Source organism: Mesorhizobium sp. CA12, from assembly GCF_020165255.1.
Lineage (GTDB): Bacteria > Pseudomonadota > Alphaproteobacteria > Rhizobiales > Rhizobiaceae > Mesorhizobium.
In genome coordinates this window covers 21,086-37,415 of record NZ_JAIUHT010000001.1, presented here as the reverse complement: position 1 = coordinate 37,415, position 16,330 = coordinate 21,086, and the positions used below count along the sequence as shown (strand labels likewise).

15 protein-coding genes and 1 other RNA gene are annotated in these 16,330 nt (G+C 63.6%); 4 read left to right on the top strand and 12 right to left on the bottom strand.

What is annotated here, in order from left to right; genetic code table 11:
- Window positions 1-42: 42 nt before the first annotated feature.
- From LB520_RS00175 to mraZ, 4 genes are read right to left on the bottom strand one after another with little or no spacing between them, the layout of a single operon-like run.
- On the bottom strand, window positions 43-1,764 hold the full coding sequence (locus LB520_RS00175) for a peptidoglycan D,D-transpeptidase FtsI family protein (RefSeq protein ID WP_224544831.1): 1,722 nt from the start codon (window positions 1,762-1,764) through the stop codon (window positions 43-45).
- Window positions 1,761-2,156: a hypothetical protein gene (locus LB520_RS00170; protein ID WP_095768987.1), complete on the bottom strand. Its 396-nt coding sequence runs from the start codon at window positions 2,154-2,156 to the stop codon at window positions 1,761-1,763. The genes LB520_RS00175 and LB520_RS00170 overlap by 4 nt, the downstream gene beginning before the upstream one ends.
- Window positions 2,157-2,160: 4 nt before the next feature.
- Complete coding sequence (gene rsmH, locus LB520_RS00165) at window positions 2,161-3,177, bottom strand: 16S rRNA (cytosine(1402)-N(4))-methyltransferase RsmH (RefSeq protein ID WP_224635988.1); 1,017 nt, start codon at window positions 3,175-3,177, stop codon at window positions 2,161-2,163.
- Entirely contained in the window at window positions 3,174-3,632 is a 459-nt protein-coding gene (mraZ, locus tag LB520_RS00160) for a division/cell wall cluster transcriptional repressor MraZ (RefSeq protein WP_224635987.1), read from the bottom strand. Before mraZ ends, rsmH begins: the two co-directional genes overlap by 4 nt.
- A 389-nt stretch (window positions 3,633-4,021) precedes the next feature.
- On the opposite strand from mraZ, the gene LB520_RS00155 reads away from it, so the two are divergent.
- Entirely contained in the window at window positions 4,022-5,137 is a 1,116-nt protein-coding gene (locus LB520_RS00155) for a cystathionine gamma-lyase (RefSeq protein ID WP_224635986.1), read from the top strand.
- Window positions 5,138-5,142: 5 nt separating this feature from the next.
- Here LB520_RS00155 and LB520_RS00150 read toward each other — a convergent pair whose 3' ends face one another.
- The 7 genes from LB520_RS00150 to LB520_RS00120 all read right to left on the bottom strand — a co-directional run bounded on the left by LB520_RS00150 (window position 5,143) and on the right by LB520_RS00120 (window position 9,119).
- Window positions 5,143-5,433: a type II toxin-antitoxin system RelE/ParE family toxin gene (locus LB520_RS00150; RefSeq protein WP_140839689.1), complete on the bottom strand. Its 291-nt coding sequence runs from the start codon at window positions 5,431-5,433 to the stop codon at window positions 5,143-5,145.
- The gene (locus LB520_RS00145) at window positions 5,430-5,714 is read right to left on the bottom strand and encodes a type II toxin-antitoxin system ParD family antitoxin (RefSeq protein WP_140839687.1); all 285 of its coding nucleotides are present in this window, start codon (window positions 5,712-5,714) and stop codon (window positions 5,430-5,432) included. The genes LB520_RS00150 and LB520_RS00145 overlap by 4 nt, the downstream gene beginning before the upstream one ends.
- 156 nt (window positions 5,715-5,870) lie before the next feature.
- Window positions 5,871-6,267: RNase P RNA component class A (gene rnpB / locus LB520_RS00140), an RNA gene on the bottom strand.
- 136 nt (window positions 6,268-6,403) lie between these two features.
- A complete protein-coding gene (locus LB520_RS00135) occupies window positions 6,404-7,105 on the bottom strand; it encodes a lytic transglycosylase domain-containing protein (RefSeq protein ID WP_224635985.1) in 702 nt (233 codons plus the stop codon).
- A gap of 185 nt (window positions 7,106-7,290) precedes the next feature.
- Window positions 7,291-8,058, bottom strand: a complete 768-nt coding sequence (locus LB520_RS00130; RefSeq protein WP_224635984.1) for an N-acetylmuramoyl-L-alanine amidase — start codon at window positions 8,056-8,058, stop codon at window positions 7,291-7,293.
- Entirely contained in the window at window positions 8,055-8,774 is a 720-nt protein-coding gene (locus tag LB520_RS00125; RefSeq protein ID WP_224635983.1) for a J domain-containing protein, read from the bottom strand. The genes LB520_RS00130 and LB520_RS00125 overlap by 4 nt, the downstream gene beginning before the upstream one ends.
- A 132-nt stretch (window positions 8,775-8,906) precedes the next feature.
- On the bottom strand, window positions 8,907-9,119 hold the full coding sequence (locus tag LB520_RS00120; RefSeq protein WP_224635982.1) for a hypothetical protein: 213 nt from the start codon (window positions 9,117-9,119) through the stop codon (window positions 8,907-8,909).
- A gap of 175 nt (window positions 9,120-9,294) precedes the next feature.
- On the opposite strand from LB520_RS00120, the gene LB520_RS00115 reads away from it, so the two are divergent.
- From LB520_RS00115 to LB520_RS00105, 3 genes are read left to right on the top strand one after another with little or no spacing between them, the layout of a single operon-like run.
- Window positions 9,295-12,927: a hydantoinase B/oxoprolinase family protein gene (locus LB520_RS00115; protein WP_224635981.1), complete on the top strand. Its 3,633-nt coding sequence runs from the start codon at window positions 9,295-9,297 to the stop codon at window positions 12,925-12,927.
- A 32-nt stretch (window positions 12,928-12,959) separates the two neighbouring features.
- Window positions 12,960-14,258, top strand: coding sequence for a DUF3419 family protein (locus LB520_RS00110; RefSeq protein ID WP_224635980.1), 1,299 nt, complete (start codon window positions 12,960-12,962; stop codon window positions 14,256-14,258).
- Window positions 14,255-14,920 carry a class I SAM-dependent methyltransferase gene (locus LB520_RS00105; RefSeq protein ID WP_224635978.1) on the top strand — a complete coding sequence of 222 codons (666 nt, stop codon included), beginning with the start codon at window positions 14,255-14,257 and terminating at the stop codon, window positions 14,918-14,920. The genes LB520_RS00110 and LB520_RS00105 overlap by 4 nt, the downstream gene beginning before the upstream one ends.
- A gap of 9 nt (window positions 14,921-14,929) precedes the next feature.
- On the opposite strand, the gene LB520_RS00100 is transcribed toward LB520_RS00105, so the two are convergent.
- On the bottom strand, window positions 14,930-16,312 hold the full coding sequence (locus LB520_RS00100; RefSeq protein WP_224635977.1) for a serine hydrolase domain-containing protein: 1,383 nt from the start codon (window positions 16,310-16,312) through the stop codon (window positions 14,930-14,932).
- Window positions 16,313-16,330: the final 18 nt, after the last annotated feature.

The following is a 16,330-nucleotide window of genomic DNA, read 5'->3' as shown; positions in this document are numbered from 1 at the left end:
ACCGCAACAAAATAGCGCGCAGTTGCCGGCGCGCCCCAAGAATCACTGATAGGAAACCAGCGTTGCACCATTTTCATGGCTGAAATCTGGCTTCACGCCAAGCATGGCCGCAGAACGCCTGATGATATTGCCAGCCATAACTCCCGCATTGTTGGCGGCGACGTCGGTCATCCCGGGCTTTTCCGGATGAGGAGCGTCGGCGATCGTGAACACCAGAAATTGCGGATCGTCCATCGGGAAGGCGGCGACGAAGGTGTTGAAGTTCAACTCCTTGGAGTAGCGGCCGTTGATGACCTTCTCGGCCGTTCCTGTCTTTCCACCGACCCGGTAGCCGGGGGCCCTGGCGTTTCTGGCCGAGCCCTTCTCGGCGTTGAGCGTATAGAGGTAGCGCATGCCTTCGACCGTCTTGTCGCTGACCACTCTCTTGGCCACCGCCATGGCCTCCTCCTCGCTGCGGACCAGGAATGTCGGCTCGATCAGATAGCCCTGCATCAGCGCCGCGCAGCCGACGGCGGCCTGCAGAGGCGTCGTCGACACGCCGTGGCCGAAGGCGATGGTGAACGAGTTGACCTGTTTCCAGACCTTGGGTTCGGTCGGGCGGGCGACTTCCGGCAGTTCGGTCTGCATCCGGTCCAGAATCCCAAGGCGGTGCAGGAATTCGCGATGCCCCTCGATGCCGACCAGCTCGGCCTCCCTGGCCGACCCGATGTTGGACGAAAAGAGAAACACTTCCGGCAGCGACAGCACGCGGTTCTTGCCGTGGAAATCGTGGATGGCCTGATGGCCGACCCGGATCGGATGCGACGCGTCGAAGCGGCTGTTCATTGTGGCCTTGCCGGAATCCAGCGCCATGGCCGAGGTGAAGCTCTTGAAGGTCGAGCCCATCTCGTAGAGCCCGGCCGACATGCGGTTCAGCCGGTCTTTCTCTTGGGCGTTGTAAGGATTGTTCGGGTCGAAATCCGGCACGGAGGCCATGGCGATCACTTCGCCGGTCTTAATGTTCAGCACGACGGCGCCGGCGCCGATAGCGCGATAGCGCTCCAGGCCGGCGGCGATCTCGTCGCGCACCACATGCTGGACGCGCAAATCGATCGAAAGCTTGACCGGCTTGAGATCCTTGGCCACGGCGAGCCCCGACGCCTGCAGGTCGCTCAGCCCCTGCTCGTCGATATACTTCTCCATGCCGGAGATGCCCTGGTTGTCGATGTTGGTGAGGCCGACGATATAGGACGAGGTCTCGCCGCTCGGATAGAAGCGGCGCTTTTCGGTGCGGAAGCCGAGGCCGGGAACGCCCAGCGCCAGGATGTCGGCCTGCTGCTTCGGCGTCAGCTGGCGCTGCAACCAGACGAAGCCGGCGCCGCTCTTGAGCTTGCGATAGGTCTGCTCGTAGTCGATCTCCGGCAGCACGGTCGACAATCTCTCGATCGCTTCGTCGGCGTCTACAATGCGGCGCGGCTCGGCAAACAGCGACGCCGTCTTGATGTCGGTCGCCAGCACCTCGCCATTGCGGTCGACGATATCCGGACGCGATGCAGTGACGCGGTTCTCCGGGCCGCCCGAAAGATCGGGATTCTGCAACCCGAGATAGACGAGCCGGCCGGCAATGGTTGAATAGATGGTGAAGAACACCGCCATGGTCATGACGATGCGCGTCTTGGCCTTGCCGCCAGTCGCCTTGCGGGCGGCGTCGACGACGATCGAGCCGTCCTCAGCCTGCTTCTTCCGGCGCGTCAGCAGGCCGCCGATCCTTGGAAGGCCGATCATTGAACGGTGCTCCCGGTGACCACCGGATCCTTGCCGTCCGAGGGCTCCTTGCCCGAATTGTCGGCCATGCCGCCAAGCTGCTGCGAGGAGAGGTCTTCGATGGTCACGGGTTTCACGGGAATGTCGTCGAGCCCGCCGATCTGGTGCGCGTTGACCGGTTCGAGCCCGAGCTGGCTCTTATAGACGTCGGCAAGCTTCTGCAGTCGCGACGGCTGAGTGAGCAGGCTCCAATCCGCCTTGAGGAGATCGATGGTCTCTTCCTCGTAGTGGATCTGCGCCTGGATCTTCTGCACCGCCGCCTGTTGCTCTTCGGCTTCGCGCTTCGTTTTGTAGGTCAGCGCCGCGGCCGAGACCATGACGGCGATCAGGACTATGTCGCTGGTACGAAACACGTGCTCACCTCTCCCCCGGCCGCTCGACGGCGGGAAGCTTTGGAAGGCCGAAAATCGAAAAATCGCCGGCGCGCGCCGGCGCCTCGGTGCGGATAGCGGCGCGCAGCCTGGCCGAGCGCGCCCGCGGGTTGGCGTCTAGCTCGGCCTCTCCCGGCGTCACGCCGCCGCCGGCTTTGCGGAAGGTGGCAATGCGCACGGGCGCGTCAGGCATGTGCCGCGAGCCGCTGGCCGCCTCGGAGCGGTCGGCGATGAAGCGCTTGACGATGCGGTCTTCCAGCGAATGGAACGTCACCACGGCTAGCCGTCCGCCGGGTTTCAGCGCCCGCTCGGCAGCCAGCAGCGCCCTTGCGAGCTCGCCAAGCTCGTCATTGACGAATATGCGCAGCGCCTGGAAGACACGCGTGGCCGGATGGATCTTGTCCTTCGGCCCGCGTCCGATATGGGTTTCGATGGCGTCGGCGAGATCGAGCGTGCGTTCGAAGGGCTTCTTCTCGCGACGGCTCTCGATCATGCGCGCGATGCGGCCGGCATGGCGCTCCTCGCCGAGAAAGCCGAAGATGCGGGCAAGGTCGCCCCCCTTGAAGGTGTTGACGACGTCGGCGGCAGAGAGACCCGCCTGCGCCATGCGCATGTCGAGTGGCCCGTCGGCGCGAAAGGAAAAGCCCCGCTCCGCCTGGTCGAGTTGCATCGAGGAAACGCCGATATCGAGCACCACGCCGTCGGCGCCCTCGACATGCTCGTCCAGCGTTGAGAACGGTGCCTGGACAAGCCTCAGCCTGCCGCCGGACTGTCGTTCGAGCGCCCTGCCCGCCGCGATCGCGTCCGGGTCGCGGTCGATGGCGACGACGGAGGCGCCGCGATCGAGGATGGCGCTGGTGTAGCCGCCGGCGCCGAATGTCCCGTCGACGATCGTCTCGCCGGCCTTCGGCGCAAGCGCGTCGAGCACCTCGGCAAGGAGGACCGGAATGTGACGGGCCGGTCCGCCAACGGCGTGAGGGTCATCGCCGTGGCCAGCCATCATTCCGATCGCTCCCCGGGCTTCGTCCCCTGCCGAAGCTGCAAAAGCCTGGCCCGCGCCTGCGCCCCATAGGCGGCAAGCCGTCCGGGCTCCCAGACTTGAAAGAAATTGCCGCGGCCGACAAAGGCCACCTCGTTCGAGATGCCCGTATGCTCGCGGATGAAATCGGTCATGGTGATGCGGCCGTCCTGGTCGAGCTTCAGAAATGTCCCGTCGCCATGGCAAAAGAACGACATGTCGTTCGCCGTCTGCAGAAAGGGATCCTCCAGCGCGATCCGCTGCTCGTAACGGTCGAGCAGGTCGAGCCCGCCGACATCCATGGCCGGCAGATCCAGGCAGCGTAGCGCGTAGAGTTCCGAATAGCCGCGTTTTTGCACCACGGCGCGAAAATGCGCCGGAACGGACACCCGCCCCTTCGCATCGATCTTGCTCACCGTGTTTGACAGAAACCGGTCCAATAAACGCTACAGCCGCTGTTGCCGCTGCACCCCTCATGTTGTTCTCCGCGCCCCTGCCGCATTTGCGGCAAATCGCTTCATTCACCGGGGCGAAAACCGACAAACGCGCAGCCGCCGCGGCTGCCCGATTGGCGTACGCTTCACCCTGACGCGGAACGAAAGCTTGATCTGAATGGGATATCATGGGGCACTATGGGCGTCAACGGGAACAGGCATCACAAACAAACGCGCCACAACCAGAAAGCGCAGGCTGAAGACACGTCCCGTCTTTATCGTCCATTAAGCCTAACGAAGCGTTTAGAGCCCTCTGGCCTAAAAAGACCCAGCTTGCCGCGCACAGCCGGCGCGCATAGCGTCGGTTGAAGTTTTCTGCCCAAGGGATCGAGCCGATGTCCGACACTGCGAAGTCACGCGCCGCGACACTTGCCCATTTGCGCAGCGCCGATTTCGCCAAGGGTGATCCCATTCCCTTGCCGCTGACCATGGCCTCGATCTTCCACGCACCGGGCGACGCGACGGGTTTCGATCAATATGGCCGCTTCAGCAACCCGACCTGGCATGCGGTCGAGCATGCGCTCGGCCACCTGGAAGAGGCGCAATGCATTATTTTTCCGTCGGGAATGGCCGCGATTTCCGCGGCTTTGTTCGCGCTCGTCAAATCGGGCGACCGCATCCTCTTGCCGTCGGACGGCTATCACACGACACGGGCCTTGGCTGAGCGTTTTCTGAAACCGCTCGGCGTCGCTTATGACGTGAGGCCGACGGAAAGCATGCTCGATGGCGGCTTCGCCGGCTACCGGGCGGTTTTCGTTGAAAGTCCGTCGAACCCGCGACTGGACATTTGCGACATCGCCGCCGTCGCCAGGGCAGTCCATGCCCAAGGCGGAACCCTGATCGTCGACAACACGACGATGACGCCCTTCGGCCAGCGCCCGCTCGATCTTGGCGCCGACATCGTGGTCTCGGCCGACACCAAGGCGATCAATGGCCATTCGGACGTTCTCTTTGGCCATGTCGCCAGCCGCGATCCCGACATTGTCGCCAGGGTGAAGGATTGGCGCGAGACGGCCGGCGGCATTCCCGGTCCGTTCGAAGCATGGCTGGTGCATCGCGGCCTCGAAACGCTGGAAGTGCGCTTCGATCGCATGTGTTCGTCGGCTGAAACCATCGCGCGGCGGCTGAAGGGTCATCGCGCCGTCAGCGGCCTGCGCTTTCCCGGGCTCGAGGGCGATGCCTCGCACAATCTGGCGCGCGCTCAGATGGAGCGCTTCGGCTTCCTGATTTCGTTCGAGCTGGCTTCCGAAGAACAGGCAGAGGCGTTCATCGACGGTTGCGCGCTGATCGAATCGGCAACCTCCTTCGGCGGCGTGCACACATCGGCCGAGCGGCGTTCGAAACGCGGCGACGCCGTTCCGCCGGGCTTCGTTCGTCTCGCGATCGGTTGCGAACCTGTCGAGGAACTCTGGAAGGCAATCGAGGCGTCGCTGGACAAGCTCGGCGCCTAGTCCCGCTATATCAGGTCGTCAGCCTCGATTTTGCGTCGGCCATGCAGGACGCGAAGGATTTCGATCGCGTCGTTGCCAATCCGATAAAACGTAAGATACTCCCCGACAACGAGGTGGCGGATGCCCGGCAAGATATCATCGCGCGGCGCGCCTGATTGGGGATGAAGGGTCAGCAAATCCCATCGCCTCTGAAGAGCTTCCACAAAACGGACTGCGGCGTTTGGGTTGCGGGCAGCGATGTAGTCGCCGATAGTTTCGAGGTCCACCAATGCCTGTGGAAGCAGGCAGTACTTCACTCGTCAGCGCCTTTGGCTTCCGCCATCTTCGCATATTTGGCGCGCAATCGCTCCATTAAGGGGGGGCCGTCCAGCGCAGGCCCGCTGTCGATGCCTTCCTGCACCAGTTCCCGCAATTCCTCGACGGTATAGCCGAGCAGGTCGCGCCGCTCCTTCCATTGCCTGAGTGCATCGCGGATGACTTCACTGGCCGAGGCGTATTCGCCAGCAGCGACGACATTGTCGACCGCAGCCGCCAGTTCCGGCGAAAGCGTGATACTGCGTTTGTCGACCTGGCCCATGATACACTCCTGCTCTTCCCCAAGGTACGATTTAATCGCACCAGCTTCAAGGATACGTTCGACCAGGCCGCGGAGGCTGTCTTGCAGAATGCTTGAATCGGAAGATACGCCTGTCGGCGTAACCTCCTGATCCCGTTCGGCTATCGCTACGAGAAAAATGCCAGCTGGCCTGTAAGCCGGGTTCTGTATGGCCCTCGCCTCGCGGCGAGAACGTGGCGGCCATTCATCTTGGGCGCATGTTGCCATGCGCCTCACGCAACCTACCCGGACGGTGGGCCGGAAACAGCCCTCGAAGGTTTCCCTTCGCACCGCCCCTATTCGGTTTTGCTCCCGGTGGGGTTTGCCCTGCCGCTTCTGTTGCCAGTCGCGCGGTGGGCTCTTACCCCACCCTTTCACCCTTGCCGTGGCCAAAGCCGCGGCGGTTTGCTTTCTGTGGCACTTTCCCTGGGGTCGCCCCCGCCGGCCGTTAGCCGGCACCGTGTCTCCATGGAGCCCGGACTTTCCTCACCCGCAACCTTTCGGCACGCGCGGGCGCGGCCGCCCGGCCAGCTGACAAGGGCGTATAAAGGGATTCCCGCCTGAAAACGCAAACGAAAAAGCTGTTGCCGTCGCTCAAATGCGCAGCGGTTTGGGACAACGACGCGCTTGAAACAGACACGCGTCGCCCAAATCCACTTCGGCGGACGAGCTTAGGCCGGCGAACCCAGCGCTGCCATCTGCACCTTCACCTTGCTGCAATAGGCGGCCGAAATCGGATTCATCCGCGTCGCTCCGTGGCCGGCATTGTATTTCAGAATCGTGCCGCAGGTGGTGCCACCGCCAAGACCCTGCGCCATGGCGAGGTACTTCATGCCGTATTTGATATTGGTGTCGGGATCGAACAGCCCCTTGGCCGAACCGGTGTAACCCATCATGCGCGCCGTGGCCGGCTTGATCTGCATCAGGCCGATCTCGCCGGCGCTGCCGACCAGATTCGGCCGGTAGTTGCTTTCGATCTTGATGACGGCGCTGGCCAGGGACACCGGCACGCCGTAGCTCGCGGCATAGCGGGCAATGATCGACGAATACTGGCCGCCGCTGGGCGCGGCAGGTGTCGCCAGAGCGATCTTGCCCGCGGGGATCGAGGCTGTCGTGGTGAGATCGATCGTCTTTCTGCCGCGCTTGGCGCGCTTGGCCGTCGATTTCGCCGCCCTGGTCGTGGCGGCCTTCTGCAGCTTAGCCGGGGCTCTCTTGATCTTTGGCGCTTTGTTCGCCGGGGCAGCCTTGGTCGTCGGGGCGACGGCAAGGCCATTGTCTGCCCTAAGGCTTAAGGGGGCGCTGTTTGCCGGACTGAAGGCAAAGCTTATTACTCCGGCAGCAACGGCTGCCGCTACAACGGTCAATTTCTGCATGTAATCCTGTTCTGTTAGAACCGCGCGAAGAACTTCGCGCAGTTGTGTCAATTCAACATCGGAGCATCAGAGGGGCTAGACGTCCAACAACTTGCGGGAGAGGCATTTGGCGGCGGAATTGGCGGCAATGAAGGCGGCGCAATTCACTTTAAATAACAGGTTGTAATTTAATGACCTTATCGCGACTATTTGGCAGAGGCTGCCGTGACGGAAGTCAGGAGCCTCTGCAGCGTGCGGATCGTCGAATTGTCGGCCACGCCATCCACCAGCCGCCGCCGGAAATGCCGCTGGAACGCCGCCACCGCGATTTCCGTCTGCCGGTCGTAAATACCCGATATCTCAATACCATAGCCATAGAGCGCCAGCATCGACTGCAGCGCCTCGACGTCGGAGCCGGTGTCGCCGGACTTCAACGCGGCGCCCGGTTTTATCGGCGCCGCCGGTACGAGGTGACCGATACCGGCCGCGAACAGAACCTTCCACGGAAATTTTTCGCCCGGGTCGACCTTGCGGCCCGGCGCCACGTCGGAATGGGCAAGCACCCTTGTCGCTGGGATGGAATAACGGCCCACGATGCCCGCGCACAAACCGATCACGGCATCGATCTGCCGCCTCGGGAAGGCTTTGTAGCCGAGTGAATGCCCGGGATTGACGATCTCGATACCGACCGAGCAGGAATTGATGTCGGTGCGCCCGAGCCAGGAGCTCTTGCCGGCATGCCAGGCGCGATCGCTCTCGCGCACCATCTGGATGATGCGGCCATCCTCGTGGACAAGATAATGCGAGGACACTTCACTTGCTGGATCGCACAGCCACGCCTCGGCGCCGGCGCCGGTTGCCATGCCGGTATAGTGCAGCACGATCATGTCGGGCCGCAGCGTCTCGCGGCGCGGACCGAAATTCGGCGACACCCGGACCTCGGCACCTGGCTGGTCGGGCAGGAAACCGCTCATGCGTGCCTGAGGCCCCGCTCGATCATTTCATAAGCGGCATTGATCGCCGCGACCCTGGTCGTGGCGATCTTGATGAATTCCTGCGGCAAGCCGCGTGCGATCAACCTGTCGGGATGATTGTCCGAGATCAGCTTGCGGTAGCGCTTCCTGATTTCCTCGAACGGCTTGCCGCGCTCGATGCCCAGCACGACGTAAGGATCGGCGGCGCCGAGATTGACGTGCCTGGACAGGATCATCTCGTAATGCGCCTCATCGATCCGGAAGATCTCCGCGATCCGATGCAGGAACTGCCCTTCCCGCTCATGGATCAGGCCGTCAGCCTTGGCGATATGGAATAGGCCGTCGAGTATGTCTTCCAGCATCATGCAGTTGGCATGGCCGGAACCGCAGAGTTGCGCCATGCGCCGCGCGTAGGTCTCGAACCCGGCGACGTCCTGCTTGGCGATGTCGTAAAGCCGCGCCACGTTGCGCGTCTCGCTCGGCGGCACCTCGAAGATGTCCTGGAAGGCGCGCACCTCGTCCTGGGTGACCATGCCGTCGGCCTTGGCCATCTTGGCCGAGAGCGCGATCATCGCCACCGAAAAGGCTACGCGCCGGCGCAAGTCCGGATCGCCGGAAAACACGGTGCGCACAGCTTCAACGACATCCGCGACGCCCGAGGACGCCGATGACGAAACACGAGCGATGAAGTCGCCAAGGCGGTCCCAAATCGACATGTCGGCTTCATAGAGCGAACCGGGCGGTTCTATCAAGCCGGGACGATGCCGCAGTCGACCGGCGATGCGTGGGATCGACGGCGCAAAAAAGAAGGCCGGCAGTGCCGGCCTTCTTTGATTGTGGGACGGCCCTTACTGCGCAGGCGCGGTAGGAGCCGGCTTTGTTGCCGGAGCCGGTTCGGCAGGCTTCGAAGCGTCGGGCGTTGCCGGTTTCATCGGCTGTTCGTTGGCCGGCGGATTGGTGCTCTGGGTGGTGGTATTGTCAGTGCCGGTGCCACTGTCGCTACAAGCCGCGACTCCCAGCAAGGCGAGCGCCGAGACCGACGCCAGAATGAGCTTCTTCATGCTATCTCTCCTTCGACAGACGCTCACATTTCGGTGAGCGGTCGCAGGGGAAATGCATCAGCCATCTGCCGGTTTCGTAACGTTGCATTTCCACGTGTAACATCAACTTGCGATTGCTGGCGCCGAAATCCCGAACTAACACAACATACGCCCAAAGAGATTATGGATAAGCAGAATGCCGGCAGCCGCAGGAACTGGGAAATGGGACTTCTGGATCGACCGCGGCGGCACCTTTACCGACGTCATCGGCCGTGATCCGCGGGGCCGGCTGCACCCCCGAAAACTCCTGTCCGAAAATCCCGAGGCGTATGCGGACGCCGCCATCCAGGGCATCCGCGACCTGTTGGGCCTGAAAGCCGGCGCCGCCATTTCCGCCGACGCGATCGGCGACGTCAAAATGGGCACGACCGTTGCCACCAATGCGCTGCTCGAGCGCAAGGGCGACCGTGTGCTGCTGCTCATCACCAAGGGGGTCCGCGACGCTTTGCGCATCGCCTATCAGGCAAGGCCGGATATCTTTGCCAAGGAGATCATCCTGCCGGAGCAGCTCTACGAGCGGGTGATCGAGATCAATGAACGCGTGCGCGCCGACGGCTGCGTCGAGCGCCTGCTCGACATCGCGGCCTGCCGCCCAGCGATCGAGCAGGCGAAGGCCGACGGCATCGACGCGGTCGCCATCGTCTTCATGCACGCCTGGAAATACCCGGACCACGAAAAGGCCGTGGCGAAAGTCTGCCGCAAGATCGGCTTCAGCCAGATCTCGGTCTCTCACGAGGTCTCTCCGCTCATCAAGCTGGTCGGCCGCGGCGACACCACCGTGGTCGACGCCTATCTGTCGCCGATCCTGTCGCGCTATGTGCAGCGGGTGGCCGGCGAACTGGGCGCCGGACCGCGCCTGATGTTCATGATGTCGTCGGGCGGCCTCACCGCCGCCGACATGTTCCAGGGCAAGGACGCGCTGCTTTCGGGACCGGCGGGTGGCGTCGTCGGCATGGTCGAGACGGCGAAGCTCGCCGGCTTCGAAAAGGTCATCGGCTTCGATATGGGCGGTACGTCGACCGACGTCGCCCACTATGACGGCGAATATGAGCGCGCCTTCGACACCGAGGTCGCCGGCGTTCGCATCCGCGCGCCGATGATGCGCATCCACACCGTCGCCGCCGGCGGAGGCTCGATCCTGCACTATGAGGCGGGCCGCTTCCGCGTCGGCCCGGATTCTGCCGGCGCCAATCCCGGGCCTGCCGCCTACCGGCGCGGCGGCCCGCTCGCCGTCACCGATGCCAATGTCATGCTCGGCAAATTGCAGCCCGATTTCTTTCCGGCGATTTTCGGCGCGGGCCAAGACCAAGCGCTCGACATCGGCACGGTTGGCGAAAAATTCGCGGCGCTTGCCGCCGAAATCGGCGACGGCCGGACGCCCGAGGCGGTCGCCGAAGGCTTTGTCACCATCGCCGTCGAGAACATGGCCAACGCCATCAAGAAGATCTCGGTGCAGCGCGGCTATGACGTCACCGAATATCTCTTGAACTGTTTTGGCGGCGCCGGCGGCCAGCACGCCTGCCTGGTCGCCGATGCGCTCGGCATGGAGGCGGTGCTCATCCATCCCTTCTCCGGCCTTCTCTCGGCTTACGGCATCGGCCTCTCGTCGGTCTTCGCCTCGCGCCAACAGGGTCTGCTGCAGCCGCTTGCCGAAGAATCCCGCGCGGCGATCGAGGCGCTCATCGCGGCGCTGCGCGGCGACGTCATTGCCGAGCTCGGCGAGCAAGGCATTGCTGGGGACGCGGTTTCAACGAGGCCTGTCCTGCATATCCGCTATGACGGCACCGATACGGCGCTGCCGGTGAATTTCGAGCATGGCTCGATCTTCCGCGCCAGAAGCGATTTCGAGGCCGCGCACAAGGCGCAGTTCGGTTTCGTCTATGACGATAAGCCGATCGTCGTCGAGACCGTCGCCGTCGAAGGCATGGAAGTCGCCCGACAGGACAAGGCTGAAGCCCCGGCGCTCGCCGGACCGGCAGGAATTGACGCCAAACCCTTGGAAAGCCGGCGCATCTACACCGAAGGCCGCTGGCACGAGGCCGGCGTCTATCGCCGCGAAGGCCTGCGGCCGTCCCACACGGTCGCCGGGCCCGCGCTTATCATCGAGCCGAACCAGACCATCGTCGTCGAGCCGGGCTGGCGCGCCGAAATCACCGGTCTCAACCACGTCGTGATACGCCGGACAGAAAGAAAGGCGCGAGCCGCGGCACTCGGCACCGAGGCCGATCCGGTGATGCTGGAAGTCTTCAACAATCTCTTCATGTCGATCGCCGAACAGATGGGCGTGACGCTGCAGAACACCGCCTATTCGGTCAACATCAAGGAACGGCTCGACTTCTCCTGCGCCGTATTCGACCGTCATGGCGCGCTGGTCGCCAACGCGCCGCATATGCCGGTGCATCTGGGTTCAATGGACCGTTCGGTGGAGACAATCATCCGCCTGAACTCCGGCGATATCCATCCCGGCGACGTCTTCGCGCTCAACGCGCCCTATAATGGCGGCACGCATTTGCCCGACATCACCGTGGTGACCCCGGTGTTTGACAACGCCCGCAAGGAAATCCTGTTCTGGGCGGCCTCGCGCGGCCATCACGCCGATGTCGGCGGCACCGCGCCGGGCTCGATGACGCCGCTTGCGACAACGGTCGATGAGGAAGGCGTGCTGTTCGACAATTTCCGCATCGTCGATCGCGGCCGCTTCCGCGAGAAGGAGCTGGAGACGCTGCTGACCGACCATGCTTATCCGGCGCGCAATCCCGTCCAGAACATCGCCGACTTGAAGGCGCAGATCGCCGCCAACGAAAAGGGCGTGGCGGAGCTGCGCAAGATGGTCGCGCATTTCGGGCTCGATGTGGTCGAGGCCTATATGGGCCACGTACAGGACAATGCCGCCGAGAGCGTGCGCCGCGTGATCGAGCGGCTTCCCGACAGCGCGGCGTACGAATATCCCACCGACACCGGCCAGGTGATCAAGGTGAAGATTACCGTCGACCGGCAAAGGCGCGAGGCGACCGTCGATTTCACCGGCACGTCGCCTGTCATGAAGAACAACTTCAATGCGCCGGAGCCCGTCGCCCGCGCCGCGGTGCTCTATGCCTTCCGCGTCATGGTCGAGGACATGATCCCGATGAATGCCGGCTGCCTCAGGCCGATCAACATCGTTATTCCGGACGGTTGCATGCTCAAGCCGTCCTATCCCGCGGCCGTCGTCGCCGGCAATGTCGAGACCTCGCAGCATGTCACCAACGCGCTGTTCGGCGCGATGGGCGCGATGGCCAACGCCCAAGGCACGATGAACAACCTCACCTTCGGCAACAAGAAATACCAGTATTACGAGACGATCTGCTCCGGCTCGCCGGCCGGCCGGATGAATTCGGGCCGGGGCTTTGCCGGCACGTCCGGCGTCCATACCCATATGACCAATTCGCGCCTCACAGATCCGGAGGTGCTGGAACTGCGCTTCCCCGTTGTGCTGGAAGACTTCCATATCCGCAAGGATTCCGGCGGCAAGGGCAAGTGGAATGCCGGCGACGGCACCAGGCGTACCATCCGCTTCCTCGAAAGGATGGAATGCGCGATCCTGTCCTCGCACCGCAACCGGCCGCCCCAGGGCCTCGACGGCGGCGGTGACGGCGAGGCGGGCTCGACCAAGATCAGGCGCAATGATGGCTCGGTCGACGTTCTGAAGGCCTGCGATCAGACCACGCTCGATGCCGGCGAGGCCGTCATCGTCACCACGCCGACACCCGGAGCGTTCGGAAAAGCGTAAGAACAGCGTCAACAGGCTGTCACCTGCCTGTCATGCCGCTGCGCTACCCGCTTGCGCCAACGCAAACGGGGAATCACCTTTCCATGTCGGACGTATCCGGAGAACTCGTTTATCGTCGAGGCAAGGAGGTCGGAAAGGCCGTCTACCAGAACCGGGCATTGTCGAAGGACGGCATTTCCGAGCGGCTCTTCGCCTTCCTGTTCTCCGGCCTCGTCTATCCGCAGATCTGGGAAGATCCCGATGTCGACATGGAGGCCATGCAACTTGGCGCCGGGCACCGAGTCGTCACGATCGCCTCGGGCGGCTGCAACATCCTGGCTTACCTGACCCGCACGCCGGCCCGGATCGACGCCGTCGATCTCAATGCCGCGCATGTCGCGCTGAACCGCATGAAGCTGGAAGCGGTGCGCCACCTGCCGTCGCAGGGCGACCTGTTCCGTTTCTTCGGCGCCGCCGGCACCAGCCACAATTCCGATGCCTATGATCGCTTCATCGCACCGCATCTCGATCCGGTCAGCCGCCATTACTGGGAACGCCGCAACTGGCGCGGCCGGCGCCGCATCTCGGTTTTCGATCGTAACTTCTACCAAACCGGCCTGCTCGGCCTCTTCATCGCCATGGGCCATCGCGTCGCAAAACTGTTCGGCGTCGATCCCGCCGGCATCATGAAGGCCGGAAACATCGGCGAGCAGCGCCGCTTCTTCAATGAGGAACTGGCACCCGTCTTCGACAAGAAGCTGCTGCGCTGGGCGACTTCGCGCAAAGCTTCGCTGTTCGGCCTCGGCATCCCGCCGGCACAGTATGACTCGCTCATCACATCCGGCGACGGCTCGATGGCGAGCGTGCTCAAGGCGCGCCTTGAAAAGCTCGCCTGCGATTTCCCGCTCAAGAACAACTATTTCGCCTGGCAGGCCTTTGCCCGCCGCTATCCGCAGCCCGGCGAGGCCGCGCTGCCTGCTTATCTGCAGGAGCGCAATTATAAGACGATCCGCGACAACATCGATCGCGTCGCCATCCACCACGCCAATCTGATCAAGTTCCTGGCCGCCAAGGATGCCGGCACCGTCGACCGTTTCGTCCTGCTCGACGCCCAGGATTGGATGACCGACGACCTGCTCAACGCGCTGTGGACCGAGATCACCCGCACAGCCTCGGCCGGCGCGCGCGTCATCTTCCGCACCGCGGCCGAACCTAGCCTCCTGCCCGGCCGTGTCTCCAGTTCCCTGCTCGACCAGTGGACCTACGAGGCCGACGCCTCGCGCGAATTTTCGGCAAAAGACCGCTCGGCCATTTATGGCGGCTTCCATCTCTATGTGAAGCGGCCGGCATGAGCACGACGGAGCTGCCGGCCAGCCATGCCGAACTGATGGACGGCGTCTACCGCTGGCAGCGCCATATCTATGATCTGACCCGCAAATACTACCTGCTCGGCCGCGACCGGCTGATCGACGGGCTGGACGTGCCGCAAGGCGGCACCGTGCTGGAGCTTGGCTGCGGCACCGGCCGCAACATTGCGCTTGCCGCCCGCCGCTATCCGGATGCGCGCTTCTTCGGTTTGGACATCTCGGCCGAGATGCTGGAGACGGCTAGCGCGGCCATTGCTCGCGAAGGCCTGTCCGACAAAGTCAGGCTGTCGCGTGGCGACGCAACCGACTTCGATGCCATGGCGCTCTTCGGCATCGCGCAGTTCGACCGCGTCTTCGTGTCCTACTCGCTGTCGATGATCCCCGGCTGGGAAAAGACGGTTTCGGCCGCACTCGCCGCGCTTGCGCCCGGCGGCTCATTGCATGTCGTCGACTTTGGCCAGCAGGAAGGCCTGCCACGCTGGTTCCGCGCCCTGCTGCGCGGCTGGCTGCGGAAATTCCATGTCGCGCCGCGCGCCTCGCTGCGCGACGTGCTTGAATCGGAATCGCAGCGCACTGGCGCAACCTTCCGTTTCAGAACGCTTTATCGCGGGTACGCCTGGCTCGGCGTCATCGGATCCCGCAAATAAAAAACGCGATCAGTGCAGCGCCTTCACCAGCGCCCCAACCATCCTCTGTGGTCGATAGCCGAACTTGCCCGGCGTCAATCCAAGCCGCACCACCACCAACTGCTCCGACGGAATGATCGCCGCCGTCTGGCCGTCATGGCCCTCCATCCAATAAGTGTCCTTGGGTAGGCCTGCGGCGACGCCCGCGCCGGGATTTTCCTCATCGCCCGGCCCCTCGATCCAGACCTGGCCTTTGCCATACACCTTTGAGGCCGGTGCGGCCTCGCGCATCCAGTCGACGAAACCGGCGGGCAGGATCTGGTTTCCGTTCCAGGCGCCGCCCTGCAGCAGGAACTGGCCGAAGCGCGCCCAATCATGGGCCGTGGCATAGAGATACGACGAGCCGACGAAGGTGCCTTGCTCGTCAGTCTCGAGCACCGCGCTATGCATGCCGAGCGGCTCGAACAGCGCCGTGCGCGGCCATGCCAGCGCCTTCGCCTTGTCGCCGATCGCGTCCTGCCACAGCCGCGACAGCATCACCGCTGTGCCGCTCGAATAGGAAAACACTTTTCCCACCTCGCCGGCCAGCGGTTGTGCCTCGGCGAAGCGAGCCATGTCCGGTTCGAGATAAAGCATGCGGGTCACGTCGGCGACGTCGCCGTAATCCTCGTTGAACGCCAGCCCGCTCGACATCGCCATCATGTCGGCAAGGCTGATGGCGGCGCGGCCGTCGGCCTTCCACGGTGCGAAGAGCCCCTTGTTATCGAGCGCCAGCTTGCCGTCCTTGACCAGCGTGCCGACGATCGCGGCATTCACCGTCTTGGTCATCGACCAGCCAAGCAGCGGCGTCTTGGCCGAAAAGCCCTTGCCATAGCGCTCCGCGACGATACGGCCGTTCTTCACCACTACGATGGCGCGCATGCCGGTGCCGGCCATCGCGGCATCATCGACGATCTTCGCGACCTCGGGGTGCTGGGAAGCATCGACCCGCTCGCCATCGGGCCAGAGCGCGTCGGGCTGCGCCGCCGCCGGCGGCGCGGCACGCAGCGATGTCTGCCTTGCCTTACCGGTGTCGCCGTCCGGAACCGACGCGCAGCCGACGCCATCGCGCTCGACAGCAACACTCTTGCCGAGAACCCAAAGCAAGCCCGCCGAAACCAGTCCCCTTTCCTTGTCGACGGAGACCTTCATCAGCTTGAGCAACGGGTGGCCGGGCGCCTGCACGTCGACGGCAAGGACCTCTTTGGCGTCGCGGCCGGCGATGAAGACATTCGAGCAGACGATTTTGGCCGAGTAGCCGGAGCCAACGCGGATCAGCTCCGGTGGCGCGAAATAGAGCCAGGCGAAGAGTGCCGCCACCGCCAGGATCACAAGCCCAAGCAGCCATTTGATGAACTTCACGACAGCCCGCATCTTTCCCCGCCTTTTGGA